We start from the raw sequence: 14,345 nt of genomic DNA, 5'->3' as shown, positions 1-14,345 counted from the left end.
CGCCGGTCGGAGCGCCGGGCCGGAGCGCCGGGCCGGCGCTCGACGGCCCGGCGCCGCTCAGCGCTTGCGCCACACCGTCGCCAGCCACGGCTGCTGCTCGCGCGGCCGGCCCGCGGGGCGGTAGTAATGCTCGATCTCCTCGAACCCGGCGGCGCTCACGTGCTCCCGCCACCGCTCGAGCGACCAATAGCAGCCGTAGCGGTCGCCCGACCACCCCTCGCGATCGTCGCCGCGCGGGTTCGAGCTGAAGAGCACGCCGCGCGGCCGGAGCGCGGCGTGGAGCTCGCGGAGCACGCGCGGCAGCTCGCGGCTCGGCACGTGGAACAGCGACGCGTTGGCGAAGATCCCGTCGAAGCGCTCGGCCCCGAGATCGAGGCGCAAAAAATCCTGGTGGAGCACCTCGCACCCCGCGTGCTGCCGCGCCATCTCGACGAACCGCGCCGACCCGTCGAGCCCGACCGGGATGTGCCCCGCGGCGCGGAACGCCGCGAGGTCGCGCCCGGGGCCGCAGCCGAGATCGAGGATCGTGAACGGGCCCGCCCCCTCCAGCGCCGCGAGGAGCGCCGCGCGGTTCTGCGAGACGTCGTGATCCCGCGTGCCCTCCCAGAACGACAGGGCGTGATCGTCGTAGTGACCGAGGGTCCTCGCGGTGAGCCGGGAGAGGTCGTCGTCGCGCATGGCGGCAGTGTGCGCCGGGCGCGCCGCGCCGCAAAGGCGGGGCGCCGCGTCAGGGGGCGTCGAGCCAGGCCTCGAGCGCCGCGGCGAACGCGGCCGGGGCGTCGAGCATCAGCCAGTGGCTGGTCCCCGGCAGCACGACGGACGTCAGCGCGGGCCGCAGCGCATGCAGGCTCAGCGGCCACGCGTTCGACGGGGCGAGGATGGCGTGGGCGCGGGCGCCCGGGGCCGCGAGGTAGCGGTCCAGCGCGCTCGCGGCCTCGAACTCGAGGAGGTGGCGGGACATGTCGAGCATCTGGTCGTGCGGCACGGCGGCGGCGCGCGAGAGCACCGTCTCCCGCGTCGCGGGCGTGCTGCCCGCGAGCGCCTCGTTGAAGGTGGCCACCGCGGTGTCCCGCCAGCCGTCCGCCTCGAGCGCGGCGATGTAAGGCGTGAAATGCTGCGCCTTGCCGGCCGCCGGGACCTGCGAGAAGTCGCGCGGCGGGTCCGCGAGCACGAGGCGCGCGACCCGCTCCGGATGGGCGGCCGCGGCGGCGAGCGCCACGAGCGCGCCGTAGCTGTGGCCGACGAGCGCCACGCGGGGGAGCGCCAGGGCGTCGAGGACCGCGAGCACGTCGGCCGCGCACGCCGACGGAGCGTAGTCCGCGCCGGCGGGGGGCTCGGACGCGCCGTGCCCCCGGAGATCGATGGCCACGGCGCGGCGCCGGCCAGAGGCGTGCGCGAGCGGCGCCTCCCAGAAGCCGGCGTGGGCGACCATCCCGTGCACGAGCACGACCGGCAGCGCCTCGCGCGCGGGATGAGCGCCCGCGGCCGGATGATCAACGACGTGGAGCGCGCCCGCAGGGCCCGCGATGGTCAAGGAACGCATGTGCGTCGGCTACCTCGGTGTGTATGGCCGCGTGACGGAATCGCGCTGCGCTGTGAGGGCGGAGCGTAGGCGAGGCGCTCGTCCGAAGCAACGCCGCGCGCCGCTGCGTCTGCCGGCGAAGGCGCCGCGCGCGAGGAACATGGGGGTCGTCGTCGCGCGCGCGCTCGTCGACATGTCCATCGCCGTCGGCGTGGATCGCGGCGTCGGAGAGGGCGCGGCCGCCTCGTCGTCGCGGCGCTCCGGATGCCTTCCGGTTGACGGCGCCGGAGGGCCCGTCGGATAAGCAGGGCCATGAAGAACGAAGCGGCATGGCGAGAGACGAAGTTCGTCCGGCGGGGCGGCAGGCTGCGCGCATCGACCGACCTGCGGGAAGTCATCATGGGCTCGCGCCTGACCGGCGACTGCATCGCGAGGCTCTACGACGAGTACCTTCCCCGGTACGCGCACGGGGCCGCGGCGGACCTCGGTTGCGGGACGGTGCCGCTCTACGGGGCCTACCGGAGCCATGTCTCGTCCGTGATCTGCGTGGACTGGAGCAATTCGTCGTTCGAGACGCCGCACCTCGACTTCGAGTGCGATCTGAACGGCGCGCTGCCGCTGGAGGATGCCTCCCTAGACACGCTGATCCTGTCCGACGTGCTCGAGCACATCGCGCGGCCCGAATCTCTCTGGGCGGAGATGGCGCGGATCCTGCGCCCTGGCGGTGTCGCCTTCGTGAACACGCCGTTCTTCTACTGGGTGCACGGCGAGCCTTACGACTACTACCGGTACACCGAGTTCGCGCACCGTCGTTTTGCGGAGCAGGCCGGGTTCGAGGTGCTGGTCATGGAGCGCATCGGCGGGCTTTTGGAAGTGGCGTGCGACGTCTTCGCGAAGAGCGCCTCCGCCGTTCCCGTGGTGGGGAATCCGATCGCGGCCGTGGCGCAGGGCGTGGTCAGCGCGTGGTCCCGGTCGTCGCCTGGCCGGAAGGTCGCGCACTGGAGCGGCAGGAAATTCCCCCTGGGGTACTTCCTTGTCGCGCGCCGCCTTCCCGCGCCGCCGCAGCCCTAGGGAACCCGCGCCCTTCGGGGGCGGGGAGGCTACGCCTCGGCGCGGTGGAGCTCCTGCACGAGCGCGGCGAGCCCCGGCGGCGACGACGTGAAGTGGATGCGCACCACGTCCTCGGCGCGCGGGTCGAGCTCGATCACCTTCGCGTGCAGCTCGCCGCCGAGCTGCTCGGCGAGCGCGACGGAGGGGTGGAGCTGGAGGTTCGTGAACGGCGCGGGCCGCGGGTGCAGCCGCAGCACGGCGCCGAAGGGGGAGAGCCCGAGGATGAAGGCGGACTGCGGCTCGCCCTCGACGCGCTTGCCGGCGAGCCGCGCGCACACGACCGGCAGCGGCGACGAGAGCGCGAGGATCTCGACGCGCCGCTCGGGCAGGTACAGCCGCTCGGGGTTGTCGAGGCCGAGGAGCTCGTGGACCAGCACGCGGTTCGAGAACCCCTTGACGGCCAGCGCGTGGCTCTGGCCGAGCAGGAGGCCGGCGCCGGCGGCCCGGCGCGTGGTGTCCGCGATGAGGATCTGGCGGCCCACCGTGCACGACTCGATGCGGGACGTCAGGTTCACCTGCGCGCCGACCACGCCGTATTTCGTGCGCGCCTCGGAGCCGATGTTGCCGACGACCACCGGCCCGGTGTTGAGCGCGATGCCCATCTGGAGCGTCGGCAGCCCCTCCGCGCTGTTCTTCTCGTTCACCGCGTCCATCGCGATCTGCATCTCGAGCGCGCAGGCGACCGCCCGGCGGGTGTCGTCGCCCGTGGCGAACGGCGCGCCGAAGAGCGCGAGGATCGCGTCGCCGATGAACTCGATGATCGTGCCGCCGCGCGCGATGATGATGCGCGCCATCTCGCCGAGGTAGCCGTTCAGGAGGCGCATCACGACCTCGGGCGGCATGCTCTCGGTCATCGTGGTGAAGCTGCGCAGGTCGGTCATCATGATGGTGACCTCGCGCTCCTCGCCGCCGAGGAGCTGGGCCTCGGGCGAGGAGAGCAGGCGGTTCACCACGTCGTCGCTCAGGTAGCGGCCGAACGTCTTGCGGATGAACTCGCTCTTGACCGACAGCTCCGCGGCGAGCTGCGACAGCTGCTCGCGCGAGCGCTTCAGCGTGAGCTGCGTGTCGAGGCGCCCGAGCAGGATGTCGAAGTCGATGGGCTTGGTCACGTGGTCGTTGGCGCCGAGCTTGAGCGACTCGACGACGTCCTCGCTCGCGCCCCGCGTGGTCACCATGATCACGGGCAGCTCCGCCGCCGACCGGCTCTGGCGCAGGGCGGAGAGCACGCCGAGGCCGCTGATGCCGGGCATGTTCACGTCGAGCAGCACGGCGTCGAAGCGCTCGCGCGCGGCGAGCCCGAGCGCGCGCGGGCCGTCCTCGGCGGCGACGGCGCGGAAGCCGTTGTTCTGCAGCACGCGGCAGAGCACGTCGCGGTTGCCCCGGCTGTCGTCGACCACGAGGATCGCGCCGCGCCCGCCGCCCTCGAGCTCGGCGTGGAGCGCGGGCTCCTCGCGCGGGGAGGCGACGTTGACGTTCACGCTCGAGGGCGCGTCCTCGTCGCCGTTCTCCATCGCCTGCACGATGCCGAGCAGCTTTCGCGAGGCGAGCTCGATGTTGCGGATGTCCTCGATGTGCTGCGGCGCGACCTTGCCCTGCAGCGACGCGACGAGCAGCCGCGTGTAGCCGAGGATCTGGTTGATCGGCGTGTACGGGTCGTGCCCGCCGCCGTGCGGCTCGTGGAGCCGCTGCGGCTCGCGCGCCGCCGCCGGGCGCGCCGACGGCTGGTGCGAGGGCGGCGCGGCGGGCGTGACGCGCCTGCCCGGCGACGAGGCCGGCGCGTGGCCGCGGCCCCCGTCCTCGTGGCGCGACATCTCCGGCACGCGCGAGCTCGGCGGATCGGGCGGCTGGGTCGCGGGCATGGTGGGCGGCCCCTCCGGCGGGTCCCACCGATCGAACGGATCCTGCAAGGTGTGGCCGCTGCGCGCCGCGGCCGGGCCGAGCGGCCGATCGCGCCAGCGCGCGTCCGGCGCGGGGTGGCCGCCGTGCACCGCGCCCGTGGCGCTCGGCCGATCGCGCCGCACGCGCGCGTCGGTCGGGAAGTGGCTGCCGCGCGCCGGGGCGGCCGGGTGCTGCGGGGGCGGGAGGGTGCTGCCGCCGCGGTTCGACGCCGGCGCCGGCGGCAGGCAGCTGCTGTTGTTGCGCGCCGGGGGCGGCGCCGGCGGCACGTAGCTGCCGCTCGTGTTGCCGCGCGACGGGATCGTCTCCGGCGGGGTCCCTCGCGACGACACTGGGCTGACCGGTGCCTTTTTGTTCGCGTCCTTGTCGGAGGGGGATCGGGTCATAGCTACGGCGATTCTACGCCTGCGCGCGTCCGGGCAACGATGGATGACACCTGGGCTTCAATTTTTATCGCACCTCGACACCGTGATCCACGGCGGGTGGATTTCCTCCGCCGGCGCAACCCGCGCTCCGAGGGCGTCCGGGCTGTCCGGGTGAACTCGTTCAGTGAGCCGGCACCCCGAAACTGAGAGAGGTGTTGGCCTCCTCCCGGGTCAGCTGGCCTGTCGCAGCGCGTGATGACAGGCACGTCTCGGACGCCGAGCTCCCCATGGAAGTCGTCCGGTCCCCGCGACTCCCGCGCTGCATGACCGACATGAGCGCCGCCGGTCGCGCGGCCAGGAGGCGATTCGCCTCATGGTCTGTGCGCGATCCATCACGGCATCTCGAGGCCAAATGAAAGACTTTTTTTGAAGTCAAGCGTGTCGTCTCATCCCGCGAGCCTCGCTGGCGGCGGCTCGGCATCCGCGGGCGCGGGCCGTCGCCGAGGGGCGCGGGCGGCGGGCGAGCGCTGCAGTGTCGAGCGCCGTCCCGGCGGGCTCATCGTGCACGGCGAGGTGAGCCGATGCGTGAAACCGCAGCGGATCGCGGCCATGGCCGCACGACAGCCATGTTTGTGCCCTGCTTCCCCACCTGATCATCGGGTGGCGCACACGCGCGCGGGCGGCGAAACGCGGCGCGCGAAATTTCTCCGATCGCGCCTGCTCCGTGTGGAGTAGCATCGCTCAACTCGTCGACGAAGGGGCAACATGCATAAGGCACGCAAGAACCTCACCCATTTCACGATGGATGGCTTCCACGGCTTCCGGAGCCGTTTTGATGACGTGAAGCTGGCGCAGGAGCTTCTGGAGGAGGTGCCCGGCGTGCTCCGGCTCAAGCCGGTGATGCCTCCCTTCATCCTGCCGTACTACAACGGGGTCGTGGCCGAGGACTGCGGCATCAGCGCCTTCGTGCTGTTGCTCGGCGGCCACCTCACGATCCACACCTTCAGCTTCCGCGAGTGCTTCTTCGCGGATCTGGTGTACCCGGGGGCCTTCGATCCCCAGCGCGTCCAGATGATGCTCCAGACGACGCTGCCGTGCCGCAGCGTGTTCACGCAGACGGTCGATCGCGGCGAGGGCGGCGATCTCCAGGAGCGCCGGGGGCACGAGGTGGTGAGCCCCGAGGCCGACTTCGGGCCCCACCTCTTCCTGCAGTTCAGCCCGTACCGCGGGCCGACGTCGCTCGACGCGCTCTTCGACATCTTCGATCACCTGCCCGCGAAGATCGGGATGACGCCGATCATGCGGCCCTTCGTGGTGAAGACCGCCACGAAGGACGGGGTCCCGGTGATCAGCGCGATGGTGATGATCGCCGAGTCGCACATCACGCTGCACATCTTCCCCGACAGCGACGAGGCGTTCTTCGATCTGTTCAGCTGCAAGTTCTTCGACGTGGAGCCGGTCGTGCGGGTGCTGGCCGAGCAGCTCGGCGGCAACGTGACCGAGCAGGTGCTCGTCCCCCGCGGCCAGCGCTACCTGCAGCTCAGGACCGAGCGCCCGCACGTGATGAGCCACGTGAACCAGTGGCTCGCCGCCTCGCACCCCGGCGTCTACGCGCGGATGCCGGGCGACGGGGGGCCGCTCGGGCCGAAGCCTTCGAAGGGCTGAGCAGGGGATAGGGCCCGAGGGCGCGAGCGCGCGGCCAGGGCGTCAAGCAAAGAGAACGGCAAGAGCAGCCGTCGAGACAGAAGCAGCCGCCACGAGGAGAGAGGGATGGGCTTCATCCGCTCTCTCCTCTTGGCGTTTCGGTTTTGTGCCTCTTCATCCATGCCCTCGTCGGCTGGCCGCGGCCTACCACGGCGAGACGACCTCGCCGGACGAGGGCGAGGGGCGATTCCCTTGCTCCCGTCGCCGTGTGCGATGCGCGCGCCTCCGGGATCTCCCGACATCTCCGGCGCCGGAGCATGAATCCGACCGAAGGGGCGATATTTGTGCTCCTGTGCGTCCATGCGCCGACATCGGCGCATGGTCGATGCGCGTCCACGTCGCTAACCCATCGTTATCGCGCGGGAATCCTCGTCGATGCGCCCGGCGGCGACCACGAGCGCGGCGCCGGGGAGAGCACTTGTTTCTCTTGCAGAGACTATGAAGGCGTCGTAGTGATCTAGGTACGCGAGTTTTGGGCTAGAGCTGACATGAACCACCAGCTCGGGCCTCTTCGAGTTAAGGAGTAGCAGAGGTATGCCCCTGCACACCGGACAGATGGTGACCCCTGCGCTGCGGCTCGTACGCATCCTCCGGCGGGGCGGGATGGGGAGCATCTGGGTCGCCGAGCGCCTCCCGCTGAAGGCGCAGGTGGCCGTGAAGTTCATGTCGCCCGAGTTCGCGGACGACCCGGGCTACGTGGAGCGGTTCCGGCGAGAGGCGGTCGCGGCGGCGCAGATCACGAGCCCGCACGTCGCTCAGGTCCTCGATCACGGGCTCACGGCGGAGGGCATGCCGTACATCGCGATGGAGCTGCTCCGCGGCGAGGACCTCCGGGCCCGCATCCGCCGCCTGGGCCGGCTGCCGCTCGGCGAGGTGGCGCGCATCGTGACGCAGGCGGCGAAGGCGCTGGGGCAGGCGCACCGGCTCGGCATCGTCCACCGCGACATCAAGCCGGACAACCTGTTCCTGACCGAGGTGGACGGGGAGACCTTCGTCAAGGTGCTCGACTTCGGTATCGCCCGGCGGGCCCGGGACATGCGCGTCACCTCGACCGGGAACGTCGTGGGGACGCCGCTCTACATGAGCCCCGAGCAGCTCATCAGCTCGAAGGACCTCGATTTCCGCGCGGATCTCTGGTCGCTCGGCGTCGTGGCCTACCACGCGATCACCGGGCAGGCCCCGTTCTTCGGGGATTCGCTCGCGGCGCTGACGCTGCTCGTGCACACCGCCAAGTTCAAGCCGCCGAGCGCGCTCCGGCCCGAGGCGCCCCCCGCCCTCGACGACTGGATGCGCAAGGCCCTGCAGCTCGACCCGACCGCGCGCTTCGGGTCCGCCAAGGAGATGGCCGACGCGCTGGAGCGGGCGCTCTCGCCGCGCAAGCGCGGCGCCGAGGCGTGGGCCACGACCGGCGACACCGGCGCGGAGAGCCCGATCACGATGCGCGTCCCGAGCGCGCCGGAGACCGCGGTCACCCGGCGCCACCCCGCGCCGGCGCCCTCGCCGTTCGCGCTGGCGGAGACGGATCCCTGCGAGGCCGACGTCCCCGATCGCACGACGACGGTCATGATGACCACCGCGAGCCGCAAGAAGCTCAGGCCGCCCTCGGTGCGGCTCGCCACGGCCGCCGCCCTCGGCGTGATGCTCGCCGGCGCCGGCGTGCTCCTCGGCGCCCGCTACGGCGCGCCCGTGGCCGACGGCGCCGCGCTCGCCGCCGTCGCCCCCCGCGCCGCCGCGATGACCGGCCCGGCCGAGGCGACGCTCCTCGCCAGCGTCGTGGAGACGCAGCGGCAGCTGCGCGCGCCGGAGATCCCGGAGCCGGCCCCGGCCAGCGCCGCGGCGACCCAGGCCGACGCCGCGCCGGCGAGCGAGGCGACCCGGCCGGCCGCGAAGAAGCCCGCCGCGCGCCCCGCGCGGACCCCGGGGCGGGCCAAGCCTGCCCCGTCGACGGTGCGGGTCAACCGGCGCATCAAGCCCTTCCCCCGCAACGACATCGCCATGCACCGGTAGAGCGCCGACGTCAGCGCGCGCGCAGCGCGTCCGCGGTCGCCTGGTCCGCAGGGAAGAACGACTCGACCGCGAGCTCGGACAGGGTGACGTCGACCGGCGTGCCGAAGACCATCGTCGTGCTGAGGAAGCTCAGGACGCCGTGCTCCGTCCGGAGCCTGAGCGGGACCGCGATGGCCACCGGGCTCGGCTCGCGTCCGGGCTCCGGGCGCCGCGAGCCCTCGGGCGGCGGCGGATAGCGGCTGAGATCCTCGAGGAGCTTCACCAGGACGGGGTCGGCGCTCACCTCGATCTGGCGGCGCAGGCGGGCGAGGAGGTGCGCGCGCCACTCGGCGGCGTTCTCGATGCGCGGCGCGAGGCCCTGGGGGTGCAAGCTCAGGTGCAGCACGTTGATCGGGGGCCGGAGCAGGGCAGGGTCGGCGCCGGCGAGGAGCGGGCCGAGCGCCCCGTTCGCGGCGACGAGGGTCCAGTGCCGATCGATGGCGACCGCCGGATACGGCTCGTGGCCCGCGAGCACGAGATCGACCGCCCTGCGCGCCGCCGCGAGCGCGGGATCGTCGAGGCTGCGCTCGGGATAGAGCGGCGCGAACCCCGCGGCCACGAGGAGCTGGTTGCGGTCGCGCAGGGGCACGTCGAGGCGCTCCGCCAGGTGGAGCACCATCTCGCGGCTCGGCTGCGCGCGGCCGGTCTCGAGGAAGCTCAGGTGTCGCGTCGAGATGTCGGCCTGACAGGCGAGATCCAGCTGGCTCATGCGGCGGCGCTGGCGCCACTCGCGCAAGAGACCCCCGACCGGCGGATGGGCGCTCATCATCGAGAGCGACCCTAGCACGCCGGAAAATGACGCCCATTACCTGGGAGGTAATCGACCCTGAGCCCGGCGACGCGCATCGTACGCCGTGTCGGAGCACGACTCCCAGCGAAAGGAACTCGCCATGTCGTTCATGACCTCTCCTCGTTTCCTGCGCCGCGCCCTCCTCGCCGATGCCGTCGTCAGCGGCGCCACTGGCCTGCTCATGGTCGCGGCCGCGGCGCCGCTCGCCGGCCTCACCGGCCTCCCCGAGGCGCTGTTCCGCTGGGCCGGCGCGAGCCTGCTGCCGTTCGCGGCCCTCGTGGCCTGGCTCGGCACGCGGGAGAAGCCGGCCCGCGGGGCGGTCCTCGCCGTGGTCGTCACGAACGCGCTCTGGGTCGTCGACAGCGTGCTCCTCCTCGCGCTCGGAGGGTTCGAGCCGACGGCGCTCGGCTATGCGTTCGTCGCGGCGCAGGCGCTCGCCGTGGCGCTCTTCGCCGAGGCGCAGGCGCTCGGGCTGCGCCGCGCGCAAGCGGCGGCCTGAGCGGCAGGGCGCGGGGCGACGCGAGCTCAACGACCCGAAGGCGCCTCCTTGCGGCGGGCCTCGAAGAGCTCGACGAGGAAATCGACGAAGACGCGCGCGCGCGGCAGGAGGTGCCGGCTCCTCGGGTAGAGCGCGTGAACGGGGTACGTGAGGCTCGGGTCGCGGAGCGGCGCGGCCTCGAGCTCGCCGCGCGCGAGCGCGCCCTCGACGTGGAAGTCGAACGAGTAGAGGAGCCCGAGCCCGGCGATCGCGCCGTGCAGCAGGAGGTCGGCGTCGTTCGTGTTGAAGCGCGCCTCGACGGCGGCGGCCGGCGGCAGCCGGCCGTCGGCGAAGCGGTAGGGCGTGGGGCGCCCGTCCCGCAGGAAGCCGAGGCACGCGTGGCGCGCGAGGTCCTCGAGGCGCTTCGGCCGGCCGTGCCGGCGAAAATACGCGGGCGAGCCGCAGATCAAGGTGCGGATCTCACCGAGACGCCGCGCGACGAGCGACGAGTCGCCGAGCTCTCCGATGCGCAGCGCGACGTCGACCCCCTCCGCCACCGGGTCGATGTACTGGTCGCGCAGCGTCAGCTCGAGCCGGATCCGCGGGTAGCGGCGGAGGAAGTCCGGGATCTTCGGCCCGAGGAGCGTCCGCCCCAGCACGACGGCCGCGTCGACGCGCAGCGCGCCCGCCGGGGCCGCGCGCGCGCCCTTGAGCGTCTCGGTCGCGGCCCGGTACTCCTCGACGATGCGCGCGCCCCGATCGAGGAACGCGGCGCCGTCCTCGGTCAGCCGGAGCGACCTCGTGGTGCGCGCGAGCAGCTGGACGCCGAGCTCGTCCTCGAGGCGGGCGATGCGGCGGCTGACCGCGGACGCCGTGACGCCGAGGCGCTTGGCCCCGGCGGCGAAGCTGCCCGCCTGCACCGTCGTCACGAAGAACTCGATGCTCGTCAGCGTGTCCACGGCGATTCGTTCTACTCTGGAACGAGACAAGTGTCATCCGTGCCTCTAACGCACATCGTGGAATGAATTAACCTCCGCTCAGGCGCTCGACGGGGCCGCGCGCCGGCCGAAGGACGGCCGCGGGCGGCGAGGGCGCCGGGAACACCGCTGTTCCGCCGCGGCGCCCTCCGCGCCGCGGCGGCGCAGTCCATGGGCTTTTGAGCAGAGGAGCGCGCGATGGACAGGCGAATGAGAGCATGGGTCTTGGAGGGTGGGTTTGGGACCGAGCACCTGCGGCCGGTCGAGCTGCCCGTTCCGGCGCCGAAGCGCGGCCAGGTCGTCGTCCGGATCCGGGCGGCGTCGCTCAATTATCGGGATCTGATGGTGGTCGACGGCCAGTTCGATAAGTCCCTCTTGATGCCGCTCGTGCCGCTCTCCGACGGCGCGGGCGAGGTGGTCGCCGTCGGCGAGGACGCGCACCGGCTGCGCGTCGGGGATCGCGTCGCCACCCTGTTTCAGCAGAAGTGGCTCGGCGGGCGGCCCACGTTCAGGACGACCCTCGAGTCGAGCCTCGGTTATCCGAGGGGCGGGGTGCTCGCCGAGCAGGTCGTGCTCGACGAGGACGGGCTTGTCGCGCTCCCGCCGGCGCTGACCTTCGAGGAGGGCTCGACCCTGCCGATCGCCGGCGTGACCGCGTGGCAGGCGCTCCACGTCGACGCGCCCGCGCGGCCGGGCGACACCGTCCTCGTGCTCGGGACCGGCGGGGTCGCCGTGTTCGCGATCCAGCTCGCGCGCGCGTCCGGCGCGCGGGTGATCGTCACGTCGAGCAGCGACGAGAAGCTCGCGCGGGCGCGCGAGCTAGGCGCGACCGATCTCATCAACTACCGCTCGACGCCCGACTGGGACGCGCGCGCGCTCGAGCTGACGGGCGGCGTCGGCGTCGACCTCGTCGTCGACACGGCGGGCGGCGACCTGCGGCGATCGGTCCGCGCGCTGCGCCCCGGCGGTCAGGTGAGCCTCGTCGGCCTGCTCGCGGGCGCGTCCGCGGAGCTCGACGTGGTCCCGATGCTGCTGCGGCGCGCCCGCATCCAGGCCATCAGCGTGGGCAGCCGCGACATGTTCGAGGACCTCGTGCGCGCCGTGGCGCACCACCGCATCCGGCCTGTGATCCACCGCGTCTACCCGTTCGAGGCCGCGCGGGAGGCGATGGAGGCGCTGCGGCGGGGCGAGCACGTCGGCAAGCTCGTGATCGCGGTCGGTTGAGGGAGCCGGCTCCCGAGCGGCGCGCTGCCGTCCGGCGACCCCCGTTGGCTACTTGCCCTTCTCGGCCGCGATGGCGGCCTGCACGGCGGGGCGGGCGCCGACGCGGTCCTTGTACTGGCCGAGGCCGGGCCAGCCGCCGAGATCGACGCCCGCGGACCGCGTCCAGGTGAGCACGGTGAAGAGGTAGCCGTCCGCCACCGTGAACTGCTCGCCGAGCAGGTACGTGGCGCCGTCGAGCCGCTGCGCCACGTAGCCGAAGCGCTGGCCTAGGATTGCCCGCGCCGCGCTCTTCTGCTCGTCGGGCGCCCTCGGCTTGAAGAGGGGCGCGAACTGCTTGTGCAGCTCGGTGCCGATGAAGTTGAGCCACTCCTGGAGCCGGTAGCGCGCGAGGGTGCCTGCAGGCGGCGCGAGCCCGGACTCGGGCCTTCGATCGGCGATGTACTGGACGATCGCCGGCCCCTCGGTGAGCACCTCGCCGCCCTCGATCTCGAGCGCGGGGACGTAGCCCTTGGGGTTGATCAGGGTGAAGTCGGCGCCGGATCTCGTCTTCTTCGTGCCGAGGTGGACGCGCTCGAGGTCGAACTCCAGGCCAGCCTCGCGCAGCGCGATGTGGGGAGACAGCGAACACGTGCCGGGGCTGAAATAGAGCTTCATCGTGGCCTCCGTGACGAGGAGGGGCGTCAGCGCGGCGGCTCCGCGCCGCGGGGCGGGGCAGGGTCGATCAGCGGATCGGCGTAGACCCCGGGGGTGGAGTCGGGGATGAGCGTCGCGCCGACCGTGCGCGCGTAGAACTCGACGGGCCCGACGCCGCCGATGATGCCGTACGCATAGCCCATCTGCGCGAGGCCGTGCAGCGAGGCGAGGAGCAGCGCCTTGCCGACCCCCTGGCCGCGCTCGCTGTCGGCGACGCCGGTCGGGCCGAAGAAGCCGCGGCGGGTGCACTCGTAGGCGGAGAAGCCGATCACCTCGCCGCCGCGGATCGCGAGATAGACGCTGACGGGCTTGTTCGCGTAACCGACGCTGATCTCATCGGCCCAGTACGTCGTGAAGTGCTGCTCGACGAACCGCCGGACGCGCGTGATCTCGTAAGGCGCCGCGCGCCGGACGACCACGGAGGCCTGGCGCATCGCCTCGAGCGACGGTTCGAGCGGCGGCAGCTTGAGCAGATTGACGAGCATGTCGGACATGGGCCCTCCCGAGCGACGAGATGACGAGCGCGGAGAGCGGCCCGGAAAGCGGGCTCGCTCCGGCCGGCGTTCTACCAGGATCGGGGCGAGCGGGCGATGCGACGGCGCGCGGGCCGCGCTGCGGCGAGGCGAGCGCGCCGCGCTCGCTACTTCAAGGTGTCGGGATCGACGCCGAGCTCCCTGAGCTTCTCCGCCAGACGCGCCGCCCGCTGCTCGGCGGACTCGGCCCGCTGCTCGGCGGACTCGGCCCGCTGCTCGGCGGACTCGGCCCGCTGGGCGAGCTCCTTGCCCGCCGGCACGAGCGCTCCCTCGCGGGTGAAGAAGCGGAGCTGCCCCTGCTCGACGCCCAGGAACAGCTCGAGCTGCGCGCTCCAGAGGCGGCCCGAGGCGTCGGGAGAGAGCGGCTCGTACTGCCCGTCGACGAGGTGGAAGCCCGAGAGCTCGAGCGTCTCCGGATGGAACCAGAAGTAGTCCGGCGTCCGGAAGACGTCCTGGTACGTCTGCTTCTTGAGGCCGCGATCGATGCTCTCGGTGCTGTCCGAGAGCACCTCCACGATCACGTTCGGATACCGGCCGTCCTCCTCCCAGACGACCCAGCTCTTGCGCGGCCTCCGCTCGGTGCCGAGCACGACGAAGAAATCCGGACCCCGGAAGTGCTCGGACTTGAGCTGGCGCGGGCTGAAGTAGATCGTCAGGTTGCCGGCCGCGAAGAAATCCGTCCGCTCCTTCCAGAAGAGCTCCAGGCTCTCGAGCAGCAGGAGCATCTGGATGAGGTGCACATAGCTCTCCATGGGCGGCTCGTTGCTGTCCAGATCGGCCGGAGGAGCGACGACGTCCGGGTCGACGATCTCCACCGGCATCGAGAAGGCCAGGGACGTCATGCCTCCAGCCTGCCGGAGGATCCACACCGCAGCAAGGTCCGCGGCGCATCTTCTCAACCCGGCTCGGGCTTACGGATCGAGGCATCGTTCATTTCGAGATCGGCATCCGGCCGCGTCTCGCGGGGCGTCCGTCCTGCAGGGCGCCGCGCAGCGCTCGCCGCCGCC

13 protein-coding genes are annotated in these 14,345 nt (G+C 72.3%); 5 read left to right on the top strand and 8 right to left on the bottom strand.

What is annotated here, in order from left to right; genetic code table 11:
* Positions 1-57: 57 nt before the first annotated feature.
* Positions 58-678 (bottom strand): class I SAM-dependent methyltransferase, encoded by a 621-nt coding sequence (locus WMF33_RS24070; RefSeq protein WP_061626501.1) that lies wholly within the window; start codon positions 676-678, stop codon positions 58-60.
* Positions 679-727: 49 nt separating this feature from the next.
* The gene (locus WMF33_RS24065) at positions 728-1,543 is read right to left on the bottom strand and encodes an alpha/beta fold hydrolase (protein WP_437339304.1); all 816 of its coding nucleotides are present in this window, start codon (positions 1,541-1,543) and stop codon (positions 728-730) included.
* A gap of 291 nt (positions 1,544-1,834) precedes the next feature.
* Here WMF33_RS24065 and WMF33_RS24060 point away from each other — a divergent pair, with 291 nt between their 5' ends.
* Positions 1,835-2,593, top strand: a complete 759-nt coding sequence (locus tag WMF33_RS24060; protein WP_437339303.1) for a class I SAM-dependent methyltransferase — start codon at positions 1,835-1,837, stop codon at positions 2,591-2,593.
* Positions 2,594-2,622: 29 nt separating this feature from the next.
* Here WMF33_RS24060 and WMF33_RS24055 read toward each other — a convergent pair whose 3' ends face one another.
* Positions 2,623-4,914 carry a response regulator gene (locus tag WMF33_RS24055; RefSeq protein ID WP_437339302.1) on the bottom strand — a complete coding sequence of 764 codons (2,292 nt, stop codon included), beginning with the start codon at positions 4,912-4,914 and terminating at the stop codon, positions 2,623-2,625.
* 744 nt (positions 4,915-5,658) lie between these two features.
* Between WMF33_RS24055 and WMF33_RS24050 the strand changes: the two genes are divergently transcribed.
* Together WMF33_RS24050 and WMF33_RS24045 are read left to right on the top strand one after the other, a co-directional pair.
* A complete protein-coding gene (locus WMF33_RS24050) occupies positions 5,659-6,558 on the top strand; it encodes an S-adenosylmethionine decarboxylase (protein WP_020736745.1) in 900 nt (299 codons plus the stop codon).
* A 573-nt stretch (positions 6,559-7,131) separates the two neighbouring features.
* On the top strand, positions 7,132-8,604 hold the full coding sequence (locus tag WMF33_RS24045) for a serine/threonine-protein kinase (RefSeq protein ID WP_437339301.1): 1,473 nt from the start codon (positions 7,132-7,134) through the stop codon (positions 8,602-8,604).
* A gap of 10 nt (positions 8,605-8,614) precedes the next feature.
* Here WMF33_RS24045 and WMF33_RS24040 read toward each other — a convergent pair whose 3' ends face one another.
* Positions 8,615-9,412 (bottom strand): helix-turn-helix domain-containing protein, encoded by a 798-nt coding sequence (locus tag WMF33_RS24040; protein WP_437339300.1) that lies wholly within the window; start codon positions 9,410-9,412, stop codon positions 8,615-8,617.
* Positions 9,413-9,533: 121 nt separating this feature from the next.
* Here WMF33_RS24040 and WMF33_RS24035 point away from each other — a divergent pair, with 121 nt between their 5' ends.
* Positions 9,534-9,932 carry a hypothetical protein gene (locus WMF33_RS24035; RefSeq protein WP_437339299.1) on the top strand — a complete coding sequence of 133 codons (399 nt, stop codon included), beginning with the start codon at positions 9,534-9,536 and terminating at the stop codon, positions 9,930-9,932.
* Between the two features lie 26 nt (positions 9,933-9,958).
* On the opposite strand, the gene WMF33_RS24030 is transcribed toward WMF33_RS24035, so the two are convergent.
* A complete protein-coding gene (locus WMF33_RS24030) occupies positions 9,959-10,870 on the bottom strand; it encodes a LysR family transcriptional regulator (protein ID WP_437339298.1) in 912 nt (303 codons plus the stop codon).
* 243 nt (positions 10,871-11,113) lie between these two features.
* Between WMF33_RS24030 and WMF33_RS24025 the strand changes: the two genes are divergently transcribed.
* Positions 11,114-12,112: a zinc-dependent alcohol dehydrogenase family protein gene (locus tag WMF33_RS24025; RefSeq protein WP_437339297.1), complete on the top strand. Its 999-nt coding sequence runs from the start codon at positions 11,114-11,116 to the stop codon at positions 12,110-12,112.
* A 48-nt stretch (positions 12,113-12,160) separates the two neighbouring features.
* On the opposite strand, the gene gstA is transcribed toward WMF33_RS24025, so the two are convergent.
* From gstA to WMF33_RS24010, 3 genes are all read right to left on the bottom strand, one after another.
* Positions 12,161-12,766 (bottom strand): glutathione transferase GstA, encoded by a 606-nt coding sequence (gene gstA, locus WMF33_RS24020; protein WP_437339296.1) that lies wholly within the window; start codon positions 12,764-12,766, stop codon positions 12,161-12,163.
* A 26-nt stretch (positions 12,767-12,792) separates the two neighbouring features.
* Complete coding sequence (locus WMF33_RS24015; RefSeq protein ID WP_061623442.1) at positions 12,793-13,299, bottom strand: GNAT family N-acetyltransferase; 507 nt, start codon at positions 13,297-13,299, stop codon at positions 12,793-12,795.
* A gap of 146 nt (positions 13,300-13,445) precedes the next feature.
* Positions 13,446-14,180: a Uma2 family endonuclease gene (locus WMF33_RS24010; RefSeq protein WP_437339295.1), complete on the bottom strand. Its 735-nt coding sequence runs from the start codon at positions 14,178-14,180 to the stop codon at positions 13,446-13,448.
* Positions 14,181-14,345: the final 165 nt, after the last annotated feature.

The sequence above is a fragment of the Sorangium sp. So ce394 genome, from assembly GCF_051474665.1.
GTDB lineage: Bacteria > Myxococcota_A > Polyangia > Polyangiales > Polyangiaceae > Sorangium > Sorangium cellulosum_D.
The sequence above is the reverse complement of the archived record's forward strand: the minus strand, read 5'-3'. Positions and strand labels throughout refer to the sequence as shown.

What these genes read in the sequence shown, in the direction of transcription:
- WMF33_RS24045 (WP_437339301.1), top strand. Translation starts at nt 7,132, where the DNA reads ATGCCCCTGCACACCGGACAGATGGTGACCCCTGCGCTGCGGCTCGTA.
- gstA (WP_437339296.1), bottom strand. Translation starts at nt 12,766, where the DNA reads ATGAAGCTCTATTTCAGCCCCGGCACGTGTTCGCTGTCTCCCCACATC.
- WMF33_RS24065 (WP_437339304.1), bottom strand. Translation starts at nt 1,543, where the DNA reads ATGCGTTCCTTGACCATCGCGGGCCCTGCGGGCGCGCTCCACGTCGTT.
- WMF33_RS24015 (WP_061623442.1), bottom strand. Translation starts at nt 13,299, where the DNA reads ATGTCCGACATGCTCGTCAATCTGCTCAAGCTGCCGCCGCTCGAACCG.
- WMF33_RS24055 (WP_437339302.1), bottom strand. Translation starts at nt 4,914, where the DNA reads ATGACCCGATCCCCCTCCGACAAGGACGCGAACAAAAAGGCACCGGTC.
- WMF33_RS24050 (WP_020736745.1), top strand. Translation starts at nt 5,659, where the DNA reads ATGCATAAGGCACGCAAGAACCTCACCCATTTCACGATGGATGGCTTC.
- WMF33_RS24035 (WP_437339299.1), top strand. Translation starts at nt 9,534, where the DNA reads ATGTCGTTCATGACCTCTCCTCGTTTCCTGCGCCGCGCCCTCCTCGCC.
- WMF33_RS24060 (WP_437339303.1), top strand. Translation starts at nt 1,835, where the DNA reads ATGAAGAACGAAGCGGCATGGCGAGAGACGAAGTTCGTCCGGCGGGGC.
- WMF33_RS24010 (WP_437339295.1), bottom strand. Translation starts at nt 14,180, where the DNA reads ATGACGTCCCTGGCCTTCTCGATGCCGGTGGAGATCGTCGACCCGGAC.
- WMF33_RS24040 (WP_437339300.1), bottom strand. Translation starts at nt 9,412, where the DNA reads ATGATGAGCGCCCATCCGCCGGTCGGGGGTCTCTTGCGCGAGTGGCGC.
- WMF33_RS24070 (WP_061626501.1), bottom strand. Translation starts at nt 678, where the DNA reads ATGCGCGACGACGACCTCTCCCGGCTCACCGCGAGGACCCTCGGTCAC.